Genomic DNA, 17740 nt, shown 5'->3' with positions numbered 1-17740 from the left:
TTGAAGTCGCTGGTTAAGCTAACTTGTCAACCTTACCGGCGGGCTTGCCACTGCGCGAACCAGCTTGAAAACCGTCCGCTGTCGCGCTCGCCGCCGTGCCAGGCGGCATAGACCGCGCCGTCATCTGCGACCAGCACGACGGCATCGAGCCCCTTGGAGCGGCGCAGCGTGTCGATGGCCTGCTGCGGCGTTTGCGCGATTGGACCGGCGACATTGAAGGACGTGTTGACGGATATCTCGACGCCGATGTGACGGCCGAGCGCTTTCAGATAAGCGTGGGTGAGGGGATCGTCATCCGCATTGACGATCTGGATCCGGCCGGTGCCGTCGGCGTGAATTACGGCCGGAATTTTGTCACGTGCGCCCGGCTTCGATTGCGCCGTCAGCACCATGTAATTGTAGGCGTTGTAACCGGCGTCGGAGGCGCCCGGCAGCAGATCGAAATATTCCCGGGCAGCTTCCAGCGTTGCCATCGGCGCCAGCGGGCGGATCGCCTCGCGGTACTTGACGCGCTCGTTGAGCCGCTCGCGCGCGTTGGGATCGCAGGGATTGGCGAGGATCGAGCGGTGGCCGAGCGCGCGCGGGCCGGTCTCGGCGGCACCCTGATAGAGCGCGATCACGCCGCCCTGCGCGACCACGGCCGCCATCAGATCGGCGATGGCGTCGCGTCCATCAGCGGTCGAGATATCGCCGATCCGCTGCGAGGCGATGTCATCGGCGCCGAGCGCGCTCGCAATGGCTTCGTTGGAGGGGGGCAGGCCGCAATAGAATGCATGCGTCATCGGCGCGCCGCGCGGGGCGCCCGCCAGATGCGCGAACAGCCAGGCGGCGCCGATGGTGACGCCGGGATCGCCGGGCACCGGCGGCACCCACAGATGCAGGCGCGCCTTGCGTTGCTGCGCGGCTGCGAACCAGGCTTCATCGAAATGTTCGAGCAGGCGCATGTTGCCGATCGCGTTCAGCGCCACGCCGCCGGTGAGCACCAGCCGGCTCGCGCCTGTGATGCGCAGCAGATGATCCACGACATGGATCATGGCGTCCTCGAACACCAGTTGCGTTGCGGCGGCCTTGTCGAGGCGATCCTTGGTGTCGGGACGGTGATGGATGTCCTCGACGCGCAGCACCGCGTCGGGATTCCAGAGCTGGTCGGGCGTGAGCGGTGGCCCAAGGATGTCGGTGAGGGCCGTCTTGTAAGGGTTATCGAACGGGTCGCAATACCAGTTGGCCATCGCGCGGTTGAGCCTGACTTCGCCGGCTTCGCCGAAATGCAGGACGTTTCGCAGCCGCGCGTAATACGGATTTGTCGTGCGGTTCATGTCGCCCCAGGCGGCCGCGCCCATATAGCGGCCTTCGCTGGAGAGCCAGGTCCAGCCGCCCTGCGTCGATGAAATCACGCTGTAGAACGCGCCCAGTGAATCAAACATGCTGTCGTTGCAGTAGAGCCGGCGCATCTTGCCTTTCTGGACGACGTACAGCGAGATCGAGCCCTGATCGCCGGTGCCGTCGAGCACCGCGACCGCCACCGGCTCGCCGTCTGCGGCGAAGGGCGAGGCCGCATAGGAAAACCAGGCATGGTTGTCGTGATGCGGCAGGCAGATCAGCTGCACGCGCTCGGAAAGCCCCAACTGCTTCGCAAGGATCTTTGGCGTGCGCGTCATCTGGTCGAGTCGCCGTCCGTCGAAGCCGGCCGCTTCGGTGGTGCGCAGCAGCTTCAGGCTTTGCGGGATTTCTTCCAGCACCGAGCGCGCCAGTGTTCCCGCCAGTGTCGGGTAGTCCCAGCTGGTCAGCCAGGCGTCGATATCGCCGATGTCGCGTCCGATGCCGCGCAAGGCTGCAACCATCGCATCAACAGAGGCGCGCGGATATTCCGTCGTGTGCTTGTTGGCGGAGAAACGTTCTTCCTCGTTGTTGAGGATCAGGCGGGGGCCATGGGCCTGCGTCACCTCGACCAGCGCCACGCCCGAATTATGCGTGCCGGGCGCGCCGAGGCCGGCGAGATAGACCGTTTCCCCGCGCGCGAGCTTTTCGCGCGCATGCGCGATCCGCGCGTCGGCGAATTTCGAGCCGAGCTGGTGAAAGCCGGCCGCGCCAAACGTCTTCGCGGCCAGCCAGCGCGCGGCGCGGAATCCGCCTGCGGCGAGCTTCGGATGTCGGGGGCCAATGCGTGTCGTCGGGTTCAATTCTAAGGAAACCTTGCAGGGGAAACGTGTCGCCCTGCATCAATCATAAAAGGCGACGCGCAACAATGCTGTTTCATCCAGCGGAATAAGCGGCCGCTTGCCAGTCCGCGCGCGGATTGCGACACTTCGTCAAAATAATAAAGCGTGGGAGAGAACGATGACGGCTCGAATCCGAACCCTGGTTGCCATGACGGCGATCGCCGCGATGACCGCGACCGCAGCCCACGCGCAGAAGAAATACGATCCGGGCGCGTCCGATACCGAAATCAAGATCGGCAACATCATGCCCTATAGCGGTCCGGCCTCCGCTTACGGCACCATCGGCAAGGCCCAGGCCGCGTATTTCAACAAGATCAACGCCGAAGGCGGCATCAACGGCCGCAAGATCAGTTTCATCAGCTATGACGACGCCTACAGTCCGCCGAAAGCCGTCGAGCAGGCGCGCAAGCTGGTGGAGAGCGACGAGGTTTTGCTGGTGTTCCAGCCGCTCGGTACGCCGTCGAACTCGGCGATCCAGAAATACATGAACGCCAAGAAGGTCCCGCAGCTTTTCGTGGCGACAGGGGCCACCAAGTTTGGCGATCCGCAGAACTTTCCGTGGACCATGGGCTGGCAGCCCAACTACCAGAGCGAGGGCCGGATCTACGCGGCCTACATCCTGAAGAACTATCCGAACGGCAGGATCGCCGCGATCTGGCAGAATGACGACGCCGGCCGGGATCAGATGAAGGGATTGCGCGACGGCCTCGGCGCCAAGGCCAACATGATCATCGCGGACAAATCATACGAGGTTGCCGATCCCACCCTCGATTCGCAGATCGTGTCGCTGAAAGACTCCGGCGCCGATATCTTCATGACCTGGGCGGCGCCAAGGGCGCGGCGCAGGCAATCCGCAAGGTGGCGGAACTCGGCTGGAAGCCGGTCTATTTCCTCGGTAACGTCTCGACGTCGGTGGCCACCGTGCTCAAGCCGGCCGGACTGGACAACGCCAAGGGTATTATTTCGACGGCCTACATCAAGGATCCGACCGATCCCGTGTGGAAGGACGATCCCGGCATCAAGGCGTGGGCCGCGTTCATGGACAAGTTTTTTCCGGAGGGCGACAAGACCAACAACAACAACGTCTATGGCTACGCGACCGCGCAGACCATGGTCCAGGTGCTGAAACAATGCGGCGACAATCTCACGCGCGAGAACGTGATGAAGCAGGCCGCCAGCCTGAAAGGCGTTACCAGCGACGTGCTGCTGCCCGGTATCCAGATCAATACCGGGGCGAACGATTTCTTTCCGATCGAGCAGATGCAGCTGATGAAGTTCAACGGCGCAAGCTGGGAGCTGTTCGGCGACATCATCGCGGGTGAGGTCGGGCACTAGAGGCCGACAATGTTTTCGCGAGAGGTCGGTGGTGGTGACAATCGGGACGATATCAGGCACCTGAACTTCGGTTCCGGATGGTCGCGCGCAGCGACATTCCGCCGGCAACGCCGACGCCGAGCACGTACATCCATCCCTCGTGAAAATCGAACAGATGCGAGTTCAAGAGGGAGCTGACGAAGTTCTGCACGACGGTGACGAGCCCGATCCAGGCCGCCAGGCCGTCGCCGCGGAACAGCAGGAGATGGCTCAGCCACATCCCGTACAGCGTAATGACGCCGAGCAGTCCCCATTGCACGGCAACGTTGAGGGTCTGGTTGTGCGGATTGCTGACCACCTCGGCCCATAGCCCCGTCTGCCCGGCGGCCGCGCGCGCGAACAGCTGCCGGGTCGAGCCGGTGCCGTGGCCGAACAGCGGAGCATCGGCAAAGAAGCCGAGCGACTTGCGCCAATAATGCAATCGCTGCGCTGTCGACACCACGGTGTTGGTTTCATAGCCCTGATACTCGGTCGCAATGTCGGCGATGCGCTGCCGCAGGTAGGGCGAGGTCGACCAGACGATGGCGGCGGCAACGATGGCCGCCGCAAACAGCGCCGGCATGGTGCGCCGGCTCAGATGCAAGGCGGTGAACAGCACCAGAAGCACCGGCATGTACACCAGCGCCGTGCGTGCCGAGGCCACGAACATCATGTTCGCAACGAACGCCACCGACAGCACCAGCCAGCCGATCGCCGCGGCCAGCCGCCGCTCGCGAAGCGCGATCAGCGCCGGCAACGCCAGCGCAAACGCACACAGCGCGAACTCCTGGCTCTGGTCGATATAGTTCTTGACGGGAACGCCATCCGAGGCGGTCGGCCCAAGCTTGAACTGCGGCGCGTAGAGCACGATCCAGGACAGGATCATCATCAGGGTGCATGAAACGAGGAACGCTGCAAAAACCCAACTGGCGCGCTGCGAACGCTGAAAGTGATAGAGCAGAAACGGGATCATCAGCAGTTTTGCGACTGGTTTGATGCCGTGCAGGGCCGCCGACCATGTGCCGTCCGTCCAGAACACGCCGAGAATGGCGAGCGCGACAAACGCGTAGGGTAGGGCGCAGGCCGGATGCGCCAGATGACGAACGAAGGCGTCCCTATCGATGGTCGGGACAAGGACGACGAGCCAGAGCACGATGAGGATGGCCGTGGCGGAGGTCGACCACGGCAACGCAGCCGCGGTCAGGGCCGCCAGGATATCGGCATTGCGGACATCGACCGCCAGACGGCGTAGCGTGCCGCGCCATCCCGCCTGTCCGGCCGATCCGGCATGGTCGCACAGCAAATTACGCTCGACGCTCGTCATCGCAGCATCCCAAGATTTTGCAAGGTTCTGAAGGTCTCGGTCAGGCCGTCGCCAAGAGGCGTCGGCGATTCAGCCGTCGTCCTATTGCGCGGCGACCAGGTACTCGACGGTTCTGGGGGGAGCGAGAAGATCGCGGGCCTGGGTCTGGGGGCCGAAGCGTTCCACCAGTTCGCCGCGGCGCTCGCGAATTTTGCGGCGCCATTCATCCTGACCGGAGAGCACCCGGGTGACGGACGCGCAGATGGATTCGGTCGAGAACGGATCGAAATAATCGGCAAGTTCGCCCGCCACTTCGCGAAACACCGGAATGTCCGAGCACAGAACGGGTGTGTTGGCCGCCAGCGCTTCGATGATGGGCACGCCAAAGCCTTCGGCCAGGCTCGGCATGATCAGGCCGTGCGCATCTGATATCAGCGCGGCCTTCTCATGTTCCTCGACATAGCCCGCAAAGCGGACGTTCGGCGGCGGATTGCGCATCAGGCTGGTGCCGCCGGCGTAACCGATCACGACGAGGTCGGCATGGGGCATTTTGCGGAAGGCGCGGACCACCGCGTTGAGGTTCTTTCGCGGTTCCGCCGAAACGATCACGACAAAGGTCGGCTGTCCCGGCCGTGCGGTCGAAACCGGCACCGGCGCGAGCCGGAACGGTTCGAAGCGCGTACGCGGGTAGACCACCCGCGCCGGCAGGTAGAAGAATTGCGGCAGCAGATCGCGGAACCGGTTCATGCTGTAGTTGGAAACGAAGGCCAGTTCGTCGGCCTGATGCAGACTGGTCATCAGGCGCGACAGGAACAGGCGCGTCGCGACGTCGCTCAGCTTCAGATCCGTGAGCGGCAGCAAGTCGTGGACCACGCAGATGACCTTGGCGTTGGGGCCGCGCTTGATCGCAACCCGCGTCGGCGTATCGACCAGGATGACGTCATAGTCGCGGGTATCGATCTGCGGCGGTGGCAGCAGGGTCAGCGCCGAAGCGTCCTGGTAGCTGTAAAATCCGGGTTCGAGCAGAAAGTCGCGAAACAGTTCGAGGTGCCGTAAATCGGTCGGGATGTATTCCAGCCCGGCGGTCTTGTTTTCGATCAGCTTGGCCCGCAGGGGCAGCAGCCCGATCGCCCGCAGCAGGCAGGCGCCGAACTCCCACGAGGTGCACGCGCGGATCCGGTGTTTGACCCAGTCGATCGTGCGCCGCACCGCGCTCCGCGTCACCGGCTCGTTCATGTCGGCTTCGTCCAGGAACCGGTAAAGCGCCAACAGCTCGATCAGGCGCGAATCCGCCGGGAACAGTTGCGCGCGCCGCTGCCGGGTCCGCAACTGACGATAGCGGCGCGTCGTTTCGACGAGCAGCGTCAGGTCGTGGCCGTCGGCGGCGAGCGACCGGATCAGCTCGCGCGTGAAATGAAAAATGCCGCGCTTGTGGTTCGGCTCGCCGAGTGCCTCGCTGACAACCAGGATCTTCATGCTCTCTTCTCTTCCAGTTCGAATGGGCGTTCGGAATATCTGTCGAGCGGTACCGTGCGTACGATGCGCCCTTGATCGAGGTTGATGACGCTGGTGCAGGTGCGGCGCAGCAGCGCCTGATCGTGGGACGCGATGATCACGATCGCGGCCATCGAGACCAGCTTGAGCATCCGCTGCTCGGCCTTCGCTGAGAATTTTTCGTCGACCACACTCAGCCATTCGTCGAGCAGCAGAATGTCGGCCGGAAACGCCGTGGCGGTGGCGAACAGCACGCGCATCAGCATGCCCGAGGAGAACATGCGCAGCGGCATATGCCGCATGCGTTCTTCGAGCTCGGTGAACTGCCAGATCTCGTCCACGACGGCCTGTGTCGGCTTGTGTCCGCTGATCCGCAGCAGCAGGCGGATATTGTCGTCAGCCACGAAATCCATGTTGGCGCCTGCGTTCAGGCCGATCAGCGGCACGACACTGCCTGATATCTCCATGCGGCCGCGCGTCGGCGGATAGACGCCGGCAAGCAGCCGCAGCAGGGTCGATTTTCCGGAGCCGTTCGGCCCGGCAAGGCCGATGCGCGCACCGGCGGTGGCTTCGAGCGACATGTTGTCGATGGCGCGGATCGTGCGCGTCTCGCTCCGTTCGTTGAGCAACCGTCCGAGCAGGCGGCGCTTGACTGAGAAGTCGTAGGCTCCATAGAGCGGATAATCGAGGCTGACGTCGCGCAGGCTGATGCTGACCATGATTCAGATCCAGAACGCAGCTTTGCGCAGCTGCGCGACCGTCACGACGCTCGCGATTGCCAGTACAGCGACGCACACCAGGGCGTAAATGATGCTGGTCATGCTGACATGACCGGTCGCCAGCGGTTCGCGCCACACGGCGAACAAATGCGTCAGCGGATTGAGCCGCATGACCGTGGAATTCGGGTTGATCATCTCCGCCGTCCAGATCACCGGGGAGGACAGGAAGGCCAGCGTCAGCGTCGATTCGATGATCGGCTTCATGTCGCGGAATCGCGTGGCCAATGCGCCGAGGACCAGGCCGAGGCCAAGCGTGCAGGCGACGAACAGCGCAAATCCCGGCAGGGCCGCGATGCAGCCTTCGATATCGGTCCGGGCCAAAGCAAGCCAGAGGACAAACGGCACGCTGGCATTGTGGAGCGCGAACAGCGCCTGCCGGAACAGGCATTGCAGCAGGAAGATCACCGGCGGCAGCGCGCGATCCTTGATCAAGCCGGCCGAATTCTGCAGCGCCGTCGTCGCATCCAGCACGACGTTGTTGAGAAAGGTCCAGGCCGTCAGGCTGATCGCCAGCATCGGAAGCCGCGCGACGGCGTTGGCGTTGGACAAATGTCCGATCACCGAGCCCAGCACCGCGACCATGATCGCCATCTGGATCGACATCCAGAACGGACCCAGCAGCGAGCGGACGTAACGGTGACGCATATCCGACCAGGCGAGGGTGGCTGCGATCCTGACCGCGCCGACGAGGCCGGCGGTTTCGGATGCCATGGCGCGGGCGGACCGCACTTCCTCCTTGCTGGTGACGGCATCGAGATAGATCGCCTCGATCGCCTGCTTGAATTGCGTGGTGGAATATTTCGTCATGGCGCGCCGCCGGGCGGCAAGCCCCATGCGCTGGCGTCGCTCCGGGTCGCGGATCAGGACGTCGATCGCTTCTGCCAGCTTGCCGTGATCGCCCGGCGGCACGGTGATGGCCTCGATCCCATCACGTGCGATATGTGGAACGGCGGTGTCGAGCGACGTGTTGATGACGGGGCGACCTGCCGCCATCGCTTCCAGTTGAACCAGTCCGAAGGTTTCCGCCGACGTCACCGACGGCATCACGAAGACATCAGCGATGTACATCAATTTGACCAGTTCACCATCGGGAACGGAGCCGAGCAGACGTACGCGATCGGCGACGCCGAGGCTCTGGATCAGCTGATCCAGCCTCGCGCGTTCGCGGCCCTCGCCAACGATCCAGACCTCGAAGGTTCGGCCGACAGCGGCCCGGATCAGCACATCGAAGCCCTTGTAAGGAACAAGGCGGCCGCAAGCGAGCACCAGCCGCCCGCGATCATGCCCGACCTTGAGGTCGGGGTGACGCGGGACCGGCCGCTCATACTTCGAGACGTCGATGCCGAAGGGGACGATGTGGCATTTGTCGGCGAACTCGCGCAGCAACGGGGTTTCGTCCAGCAAGGCACGATCCGAGACGATGATCGCTTCCGCCCGCGAGAGCGTCCGGCGCATCAGCGGCTCGACGAACCGCCTGAGCTTGGCGTGCGTGACGATGTCGGCATGCCAGTGCACGACGAGCGGCCGCTTGCGGCCAAACCCGAGCGCGAACACCAGGTCAGCCAGCGGAAACGGCGCATGAAGCACCAGGAGATCGTGCTGTGTGATCCGGCGCCACAGCCGCAACGGATAGGTCGGCGCAAACGGCAGTGACAGGATGTCGCCGAACGAGCGCACGCGCTCGACCGGCACGTCGTGCACGACGATCCGGCGGCGTCCATTCGGGCTGGAACAGACCAGCACGGCGAAGGCGAAGCTGGCCTTCAGTCCGGTGCAGATGTCGCGGATCACGGTGAGAGTCCCGCCGAACAGGTCGGGATAATAGACCTTGAAGATGTGAAGCACCGACAGGCGGCGGGCGGAGGCGTCGATCGAAGTCATCATGCAGCTCGCGCCGGTCAGCGGATGAAAAGGGCGGCGACGAACGGCGTCGCCAGCGCGGCAAAAAACGTCACGCAGCGGATCAACGCCGGCAGCACGGGCACGACGACCGCCGGCCTCGCGCTTTGGGCGAGGTGACGTGCCGCCGGGTGGGATGGAGCGGAATTGCGGGGCGAAAGGACGTGCATGGCTGGGTTCCCCTGATTGGATGATTTGCGTATATGTGGGAAAATTTCACACGTCAATAACCAGCCGCGAAAAAGTGGGATTGTGTCCCACGCCGGGCGCGGCTACAGTTTCGCCATGAGTGCTAACCCGCCGCCGCCAAAGCCGGCCTCGCATCAACCGATCGCCGCGGACCGGCTGCAGGCGCCGTTGGCGCGCCTGCTGCGTCCGCTGGTGAGGTTATGCATCCGCGGCGGCATGACGTTTCCCGCGCTGGCGCAGCTCTTGCGCGAACTCTTCGTCAATGTCGCCGAGCATGACTTCGCGCTTGACGGCAAGGAGCAGACCGACAGCCGCGTCAGCCTGCTGACCGGGATCCACCGCAAGGAAGTGGCCCGGCTGCGCGGCGCCGGAACGCCCGTCAACGAAACGCCGGCCACGCTGTCGCGCACCAGCGCGATCATCGCCCGCTGGATGGCCGCGCCCGAATTCACCGACAAGGCCGGCGACCCCTTGCCATTGCCGCGCACCGCCGATGGCGACGCGCCCTCGTTCGAGGCGCTCGTCGAATCGGTCACCAAGGATGTCCGGCCGCGCGCGGTGCTGGACGAATGGCTCGACCGGCAACTTGTCAGCATCAACGCGAATGAAGAGATCGTGCTGGTCGATACCGCCTTCGTTCCGCGCGGCGACGACGATCGCAAATGGCACTATCTCGGCCGCAACCTGCACGACCACGTCGCGGCGGCGGCGGACAACGTGTCGGCGGTCACTCCGCGCTTCCTCGAGCGCGCAGTGCATTATGACGGCCTGTCGCCCAAATTGGCCAAGCGCCTCGAAGCACGTTCGCGCGAACTTGCGATGGACGCGCTGAAGACCGCCAACCGCGAAGCCAACCGCGCGGTCGCCAAGGACAAGGGCGGCGACGCCAGGTGGAATTTCGGTGTCTATATCTACCACGAGACGCCGGACGGCGATGACGCCAAAGAAGGCGGCCAACCATGAGCAAACCGCCGATCGTCACCCGTCGGTCGCTGCTGGCGGGGTTCTGGCTTGCGGGCGTTTCCTCGGCCTGGGCACAGGTCCGGGGCGGCCGCAGCGGCGACGATCAGGGTATCGGGGGCACCGGCGCCCCGAGAATCGGTGACGATCACGGCATCGGCGGTACCGGCATTGTCGGCGTCATCCAGCGTTTCGGCAGCATCTTCGTCAACGGCGAGCGCATCGGCTATGCGCCCGACGTGCCGGTGCGGATCAACGGCGAGGCGGCGTCGATCAAGGCGCTGCGGATCGGACACGTCGCGCGCGTCGTGGCGATGCGCCAGGCCAATGGCGCGCTGACCACCCGCGGTATCTCGGCCGTCAGCGAAGTGATCGGACCGATCCAATCCGTCGGCGCCGGCGAGATGTCGGTGCTGGGTCAGAGGGTGACGTTCACGGGACGCGAAACCTGGCGTCCCGGCACTTACGTTGCGGTGTCCGGGCTCCGGCGAACCGACGGCGTCATCGTCGCCAGCCTCGTTGAGAAGCGACGCGACAACACCACGCGAGTCACAGGATTGCTGGAACGCGATCGCGATGGCGTGCGGATCGGTGGCTTGCGTCTTGCCGGTGCGGATCCGGCGCTGATCGGTCAGCGCGTTCACGCCGACGGGCAGTTTGCGCAAGGCGTGATGCAGGTCGCGCACGCGAGACGGGACGATTTTTCCGATTTGACCGGCGCAACCCGTTTGTCGATCGAAGGCTATGTGCGAAGGGTCGGAGACAATCTGCAATTCGGATCGGGCTATGTCGCGCGCGATGTGTCGCGCTTCCAGCCCGCGGCCGGCGACTCACGCGTGGTGGTGAATGCCGTGCTCGACAGTTCGCGAAACTTGCGCGTTGAATCCGTGCAATCCGTCAGCCAATTCCCGGGCTCGTCCATCGGAAATCCGGCTGGCCCCAGAGCTCCAGGCTCAGCGCCCGGTCAGGGCGGCACGCACGTTCCCGGCGGTTCTCCTCAAGGGCCAGGCGGAGCTCCAAGCCCGGGTCGCGCGAGCGATCCCGGTGGGTCTATGTCACCCGGCGGGAGCCCCGGATTCCCGGGCGGCCCGTCTGGGCCGGGGGGATTCGGCGGACCTGGCGGTGGCCCAGGCGGCTTCGGCGGAGGTGGTCCCGGTGGCGGTGGAATGGGCGGTGGCGGTCGACGGTAATCGCCGCCGAGGTGTTAATACCGTTCGCCGTATTCGATCCTAACTGTGCATGGGGTTGTTTTCGGGATTTTCTGTCTAGCCTGAGCTGAGCCGCACGCCGGCCCGCAAAAACTTCTGCGGATCGACCGCGTCGCCGTCGATCCGTGTTTCGTAATGCAGATGCGGACCGGTCGAGCGGCCGGTTGAGCCGACCGCACCGATCACCTGTCCGATCTTGACGACGTCGCCGACCCTGACGTGGATCTCCGACAGATGGCCGTAGCGGGTCGACAGCCCATTGCCGTGGTCGATCTCGACCATGCGGCCATAGCCGCCCATCCATCCCGATGAAGCCACTTTGCCGTTCGCGGTCGCGCGCACGGGATCGCCGGTCGCAGCGCGGAAATCGAGGCCGGTATGCATCGCCGGCCGGCCGAGGAAAGGATCGCTGCGAACGCCGAAGCCGGAGGTGAACTCGACCTCGCCGACGACGGGTTTGCGATAGGGCACCAGGGCGAGCGTGCGGTTGAGCCGCTCGACCTGGGCACGGGTGGCGTTGATCCGGTTGAGCTGGCGCTCGAACGGACCGGCATCGGCCCCAAGCTTCACCGGAACGAAGGGACCGCCGACGCCCGAACGTGGCGTCGCGGCTTCGAGTTGTGCCATGTCGAGGCCGAGATCGGTGAACACGCCGCGCATCCGGCGGACGCGCGATTCCATGCTGTCTTCGACCGAGCTCAGCGCCGCCATCTGGCGCCGCTCAACCTGGTCGAGCGAGGTCTGCAGGCGGACCAGGACGTTGTCGACGCCCTGAACCTTGGCGTACTGGTTGGCTTGCTGCTTGACGACGACCGGTGCGCGCGACTCCAGACGGGCTTCACGATCCGGCGGCGCCACAAAGATCACGGTGTCGCTGATCGGGCTGGGCTTCGGTGTCCCGGAAGCGGGGGTATCGGCGGCGGCGCCGCGGGCCGGCGGCCGGATCGATCCGGTGGCCGTGCTGTCCGGAATGGAGCCGAGTGCGGTGGCGCGGGATTCCAGCGCGGTCTGGCGCTTCATGATCTGGTCGAGCTTCTGGTCGAACTGTTCCTGGTCGAGCAATTGGCGGCTGGTGGTGCGATCGACCTTGGCGCGCAACTCGGCGATGCGGTCTTCATAGGCGTATTGCATCTCGGCCTGGCGGGCGATCAGCCGGGTCAGGACGTCGTCGCGAAAGGCGAAATAGGTGGCGGTCGCCGCCGACCACATTCCGAGCACGACGACCGTGCCGACGACGATCCAGAACACCACGGGCCTGAACCGCACCTGCTTGCCGGCATGGACAATGGCATAGCCGTCATTGGCCGGGGGGAGTGCCGCGGCCTGCGCCGCGGGACGTCGCGCCCGGCTGTCATGGGGATGATGGTGCTGGTGGTACTCGGAATGATGACCGGAACGGTACGACATCGGCTCTCCCGCGCCGGTCGGACAGGGGTTCCGTACGGCTCAATTTGCGAGGCCGATTTGACCCACTCATGGTTAATTTTTGGGAAATGGAACTGGAAAACTATAATCCTTGCGCTGCGGCCAATACCTCGTCGGCGTGGCCATCGACCCGCACATTGCGCCAGATTTTGGCGATCTTGCCGTCTTTACCGATCAGAACGGTAGTCCGAAGAATCCCGAGGAAGGTCCTGCCATACATGGATTTTTCGCCCCAGGCGCCATAGGCCTCTAGCATCTCGTGTTTTTCATCCGAAATCAGAGCAATCGAGAGCTGGTGCTTGTCGCGAAAGGACTCCTGGGCCTTCACGGTATCGGCGGAGATGCCGAGCACCGCCGTTCCGCTTTCGGCGAAGGCGTCCTTCAGGCGGGTGAAATCGATCGCCTCCCTGGTGCAGCCGGGGGTGTCGGCGCGGGGGTAGAAGAACAGCACCAGTTTCCGCCCGGCGTAGTCGGCCAGGGACACACTGTCACCGCCGTCCCGGGGCAGCCGGAAGCTCGGCGCTTTGGCGCCTTCAACCCGACCCGAGACCAAGCCTGGTTTGCTGTCCGGCTTCGCGGCCGCCTCGGGAATGGACGTCAAATCCGGCTTCGGTGCCGTCAATGGCTTGGATTTTAACGATTTCGACGCCGGCTTGTGGGATTCTTTGGTCAAAACGCCCTTGGCTGCCGTGCCGGACTTCTTCGCCACCACCTTGCCGGCCTTGGCCGCGGGCGTTTTGACTGGAGCTTTCGAGCCACTGCGGGCTGCCTTCGCCGGGATCGTTTTGTGGGCGGATTTCTTGGCAGGCGTCTTCGCGGGTGACTTGGCAGGTGTCTTTGCGGGTGTCTTTGCGGATCCCTTGGAGGATTTCTTGCGCGTTTTCTTGGACATACGCCTTCCTTTCGTCGCTTTCGGCGGATCAACCAATAGGGTATTGCGGGTCTTGTCCCGGCCTATCGGATTCGCTCCGGCTGCTGGGCAAGTTTGATGACCTCGGAGTATGGTTACAAGGAATTCGACGCACCACCCGTCCGCTCGTTGACGGCCCGTTTGATCAAGTCGGCGATTGAGTCCTTGGGCTGGGCTACGAGTAACAGTATTAATCGAGGATTGGCAGCGATGCCGGCACGGGAGCGCTCGATACAGATCGATGGGCGCGCCTGCGGCGACGATCAACCTCAACGCCAGCACCGAGAGGCAATGGGTAGGAATAGTTCGCCCCAAAGTCCTGGGCTCCAAGGTTCTGGGCTCAAAGGTTCCGGACCCCAGGGTTCGGGGCGCCAAGATCTTGGGCGCCATGGGGCGAATCCGCGTGCTGAGGTTCAAATCTCGCAATGGGATGACGAGGCCGGCTGGGATACCGACCAGGATGAGGCGGCGGGCCACCGCGCGCGGCGGCTATTGTCCCGTTCCAATTCCCGTTTTCACCGGTTTAGCGACAATGTTTCGGCGCTGAACCGATGGATCACCGGCGAACGTTGGATCAAGCGCCTATCGGTCGTGATTGCGGTGCTGGTCGTGATCTTTGCGAGCTGCTTCGGCGGGCTTTGGTGGCGGCTCGGCGCCGGCCCGATCAATCTCGACCTGGCGACGCCCTGGCTTGCGAAGGCGATCGAGGAAAATATCGGGCACGGCAATACGGTCGAGGTCGGTGGCACGCAAATCGAGCGCGCCGGCAAAATTAGAATCGCGGTGCGTATCCGCGACATCGTGGTCAGGGACCGCGAGCAGGCGATTGTCGCAAGCGCCCCGAAAGCCGAGGTGAGATTATCCGGCACCGCATTGTTGATGGGGCGGCTTCGCGCCGAGAGCCTCAATCTGGTCGATGCCGAACTCGCGGTACGAATCACACCGGATGGCCAGGTGACGGTATCCGCTGGTGACACGGCCAAACCATTGGCGACCGGCGTAGCCTCGAAGCGCGACGCTGGCCTGGCGCCCACATTCCCGCGGCCGGCACCGCCCCCTGGCACGCCGGCGCCCGAGACGGCACAGAACGGATTGCTGGCCGGCCTCGATTGGCTCGACAGCCTGAGCCTGACCGGTCTCGACGGACAAAATCTCAACGAGATCGGCTTGAAGAACGGCAATCTGGTCGTCGACGACCAACAGCGCGGCAACAAATGGACCTTCGACAATATCAGCATGAGCCTTCGCCGGCCGAGCGCCGGTGGCGTGGCGCTGAGCGTGGGCGAGGAGGGCGCGCGACCATGGTCGCTGCGGGCGGTGATCGGGCCGCCGACCAACGGCGTACGCTCGGTCGATCTGCGTGCCGACAAGGTGCCGACGGCCAATATTCTGCTGGCGATGCGGGTCAAGGATCTCACCTACAGTGCAAACCTGCCGCTGTCGGGTGAACTGAAAGGCGAACTCGGCCGCGATGGCCTGCCGACCTATTTCCGCGGCAAGCTTACCGCCGGTGCCGGCCACATCATCGACAGCGATACGCCCGATTATCCGATGGCGATCGATGCGGCGGAAATGAACGTCGAATGGGATTCCGCGCGGCGTGTGCTGGTCGCCCCGTTCAAGATCATTTCCGGTGCCAACCGGGTCACGCTGCTCGGCCATCTGGAGCCGCCGAATGGAACCACCACCGAATGGCAGGCCGGGTTGAGCGGCGGCACCATCGTGCTCGCCGGCAATGAGGGCGAACAGCCGCTGATCTTTAATCGCATCGCGATCGGCATGCGTTTCGACACCGACAGGAAGCGCTTTCTGCTGACGCAGGCAGATATCAGCAATGGCGAGATCGGCGTCGCCGGAACCGGCAGCGTCGATTATTCCGGTGAGGCGCGGCTCCAGCTTGGCTTTGCCGGTACGCCGATGTCGGCCGCCGCGCTCAAACGGATGTGGCCGGTCCTGATCGTGCCGGAAGTGCGCGAATGGGTGATCGAGCGGATCGAACGCGGCACGCTCCAGCGCATCGAGGTCGGCGTCAATTCGCCGGTGCGAAATTTGTCGCGCAAAGGCCCGCCGATTCCCGACGACGGCCTGGCGGTCAATATCACGGCGACGGGCGTGACGGTGCGCCCCGTCGATGACATGCCGGTCGTGCGCGACGCCGACCTGAAGGCACGGGTGACGGGTCGCACCGCCACCGTCAACATTGGCCAGGGCATCGCCGATACGCCGGCCGGTCGCAAGGTCACCATTTCGGATTTCGTCTTCGAGGTGCCGGACATGGCGCCGAAGCCATCGCCGTCGAAGGTGAAATTCCGCATGGATGGAACCATTGCGGCCGCGGCCGAGATCCTGGCATCCGATCGCCTCAGCGACGTCTCCGCCAATTTCATCGATCCGAACGCGAGCAAGGGAACGGTGACGGCTAACATCATGCTCGGTATGCCGGTCAAGGGCGTGCTGACCAAGGCCGACACGACTTACGCTGTGACCGCCGATCTCGGTGGGGTTTCCATCGACAAGCTGGTGATGAACCAGAAGCTGGAGGCCAACACGCTGAAGGTCGTTGCCAACAACAACGGCTATCAGGTCAGGGGGGACGTCAAGATCAACGGCCAGCAGGCGTCGCTGGACTATCGCAAGCCGAACGAGGGCGACGCCGATATCAGGCTGTCGGCGACGCTGGATGACGCCAGCCGCGCGCGGCTTGGGCTGGATCTCGGTCCGGCCGTCAGCGGCGCGATCCCGATCAAGCTGATCGGCAAGATCGGCGATAACGACGCCCGCGTCGGCATCGAGGCCGATCTCACCGCGCTCCGGCTCGACAACATCCTGCCGGGTTGGGTCAAGGTGCCGGGCAGGTCCGGCAAGGCGACGTTCAGCGTCGTGAAAAAGGAGCAGTCGACGCTGTTCCAGGACATCGTCGTCGACGGCGGCGGCGTCTCGATCAAGGGCTCGCTGGAAGTCGACGCGAATGGCGAGCTGATGACCGCGAACTTCCCGACCTACTCGCCGTCGGAAGGCGACAAGACCTCGCTGAAAGCCGAACGCAATGCCGATGGCGTCGTGAAGGTGACAATGCGCGGCGACGTGTTCGACGGCCGCGGCTTCCTCAAATCGGCGATCTCAGGCAAGGAAGCCGACGCCAAGAAGACCAAGAACATCGATCTGGACATCGACGTCAAGCTCGGCGCGGTCGCCGGCCACAATGGCGAGGCGCTGCGCAGCGTCGATGCCAAGATGTCCCGGCGCAATGGCGTCATCAAGACGTTTGCGATGACCGGCAAGGTCGGGCGCGATACGCCGGTGACCGCCGATTTGCGGGGGCGCGTGCAGGGGCAGGGGCGTGACCTGATCATTCTGCAGACCAATGACGCCGGGGCGTTCCTCCGCTTCACCGATACCAACTCGAAGGTCTTCGGCGGTCAGCTCTCGCTCGCGATGGAGCCGCCGACGGTCGAACCATCAGCCAAGGATGGCCTGATCAATATCCGCGACTTCTCCGTCAAAGGCGTCCCTGAACTGGAGCGCGCGGCGGCGGGCGCACCGACAGGCGGGCAGAACGGCGTGTCGTTCTCGGCGTTGCGCGCGGAATTCACCCGGCAGAGCGGACACCTCACGATCCGGGACGGCGTCGTGAAGGGCCCGACCATCGGTGCCACCATCGAAGGCACGCTCGATTATATCGGCAACTCCGTACGCATGAGCGGGACCTTCGTTCCGATGTACGGGCTCAACAACATGTTCGGCCAGATTCCCGTGCTCGGCCTGTTCCTTGGCGGCGGCAGCAATGAGGGCCTGATCGGCGTCACCTATGAGGTCGTCGGCACGCCGGCCGCGCCGGTGCTGCGCGTCAATCCGATTTCAGCGATGGCGCCCGGCGTGCTGCGCAAGATTTTCGAATTCAACACCGGCAAGCAGAACAACCCGATCGAATTCCCGCCGACCAACAATTAGGGCGTGAGCTGCTAGGGATTTAGCCATCAGCGATTGATCTGGCCGATCGG

At 64.2% G+C, this 17740-nt stretch carries 11 protein-coding genes and 1 pseudogene; 4 read left to right on the top strand and 8 right to left on the bottom strand.

The genetic code is table 11. The annotated features are described in order from the left end of the window. Positions 1 to 32 precede the first annotated feature (32 nt). On the bottom strand, positions 33 to 2180 hold the full coding sequence (locus JQ575_RS00715; RefSeq protein WP_212031354.1) for a carbamoyltransferase C-terminal domain-containing protein: 2148 nt from the start codon (positions 2178 to 2180) through the stop codon (positions 33 to 35). A 157-nt stretch (positions 2181 to 2337) separates the two neighbouring features. Between JQ575_RS00715 and JQ575_RS00710 the strand changes: the two are divergent. Beyond that, positions 2338 to 3554: pseudogene (locus JQ575_RS00710) on the top strand (ABC transporter substrate-binding protein). A gap of 52 nt (positions 3555 to 3606) precedes the next feature. On the opposite strand, the gene JQ575_RS00705 reads toward JQ575_RS00710, so the two are convergent. The 5 genes from JQ575_RS00705 to JQ575_RS00685 all read right to left on the bottom strand — a co-directional run bounded on the left by JQ575_RS00705 (position 3607) and on the right by JQ575_RS00685 (position 9217). Next, positions 3607 to 4896, bottom strand: a complete 1290-nt coding sequence (locus JQ575_RS00705) for an O-antigen ligase (RefSeq protein WP_212031353.1) — start codon at positions 4894 to 4896, stop codon at positions 3607 to 3609. An 81-nt stretch (positions 4897 to 4977) separates the two neighbouring features. Further along, the gene (locus tag JQ575_RS00700; RefSeq protein WP_212031352.1) at positions 4978 to 6351 is read right to left on the bottom strand and encodes a glycosyltransferase family 1 protein; all 1374 of its coding nucleotides are present in this window, start codon (positions 6349 to 6351) and stop codon (positions 4978 to 4980) included. Further along, a complete protein-coding gene (locus JQ575_RS00695; RefSeq protein ID WP_212031351.1) occupies positions 6348 to 7088 on the bottom strand; it encodes an ABC transporter ATP-binding protein in 741 nt (246 codons plus the stop codon). Before JQ575_RS00695 ends, JQ575_RS00700 begins: the two co-directional genes overlap by 4 nt. Before the next feature lie 3 nt (positions 7089 to 7091). Beyond that, positions 7092 to 9029, bottom strand: coding sequence for a glycosyltransferase (locus tag JQ575_RS00690; RefSeq protein ID WP_212031350.1), 1938 nt, complete (start codon positions 9027 to 9029; stop codon positions 7092 to 7094). A 17-nt stretch (positions 9030 to 9046) separates the two neighbouring features. After that, positions 9047 to 9217 (bottom strand): hypothetical protein, encoded by a 171-nt coding sequence (locus JQ575_RS00685; RefSeq protein WP_212031349.1) that lies wholly within the window; start codon positions 9215 to 9217, stop codon positions 9047 to 9049. Between the two features lie 115 nt (positions 9218 to 9332). On the opposite strand from JQ575_RS00685, the gene JQ575_RS00680 reads away from it, so the two are divergent. Continuing rightward, positions 9333 to 10199, top strand: coding sequence for a DUF6502 family protein (locus JQ575_RS00680; protein WP_212031348.1), 867 nt, complete (start codon positions 9333 to 9335; stop codon positions 10197 to 10199). Further along, complete coding sequence (locus tag JQ575_RS00675; RefSeq protein WP_212031347.1) at positions 10196 to 11386, top strand: DUF5666 domain-containing protein; 1191 nt, start codon at positions 10196 to 10198, stop codon at positions 11384 to 11386. The genes JQ575_RS00680 and JQ575_RS00675 overlap by 4 nt, the downstream gene beginning before the upstream one ends. Before the next feature lie 75 nt (positions 11387 to 11461). Here JQ575_RS00675 and JQ575_RS00670 read toward each other — a convergent pair whose 3' ends face one another. Beyond that, the gene (locus JQ575_RS00670) at positions 11462 to 12811 is read right to left on the bottom strand and encodes a peptidoglycan DD-metalloendopeptidase family protein (protein WP_212031346.1); all 1350 of its coding nucleotides are present in this window, start codon (positions 12809 to 12811) and stop codon (positions 11462 to 11464) included. 100 nt (positions 12812 to 12911) lie between these two features. Beyond that, positions 12912 to 13721, bottom strand: a complete 810-nt coding sequence (locus JQ575_RS00665; protein ID WP_212031588.1) for a peroxiredoxin — start codon at positions 13719 to 13721, stop codon at positions 12912 to 12914. Positions 13722 to 13949: 228 nt separating this feature from the next. Here JQ575_RS00665 and JQ575_RS00660 point away from each other — a divergent pair, with 228 nt between their 5' ends. After that, the gene (locus JQ575_RS00660; protein ID WP_212031345.1) at positions 13950 to 17690 is read left to right on the top strand and encodes a DUF3971 domain-containing protein; all 3741 of its coding nucleotides are present in this window, start codon (positions 13950 to 13952) and stop codon (positions 17688 to 17690) included. The last annotated feature ends 50 nt before the right edge of the window (positions 17691 to 17740 follow it).

The organism is Bradyrhizobium sp. JYMT SZCCT0428 (assembly GCF_018131075.1).
Classification (GTDB): domain Bacteria; phylum Pseudomonadota; class Alphaproteobacteria; order Rhizobiales; family Xanthobacteraceae; genus Bradyrhizobium.
This window is presented reverse-complemented; position numbering and strand designations above follow the sequence as displayed.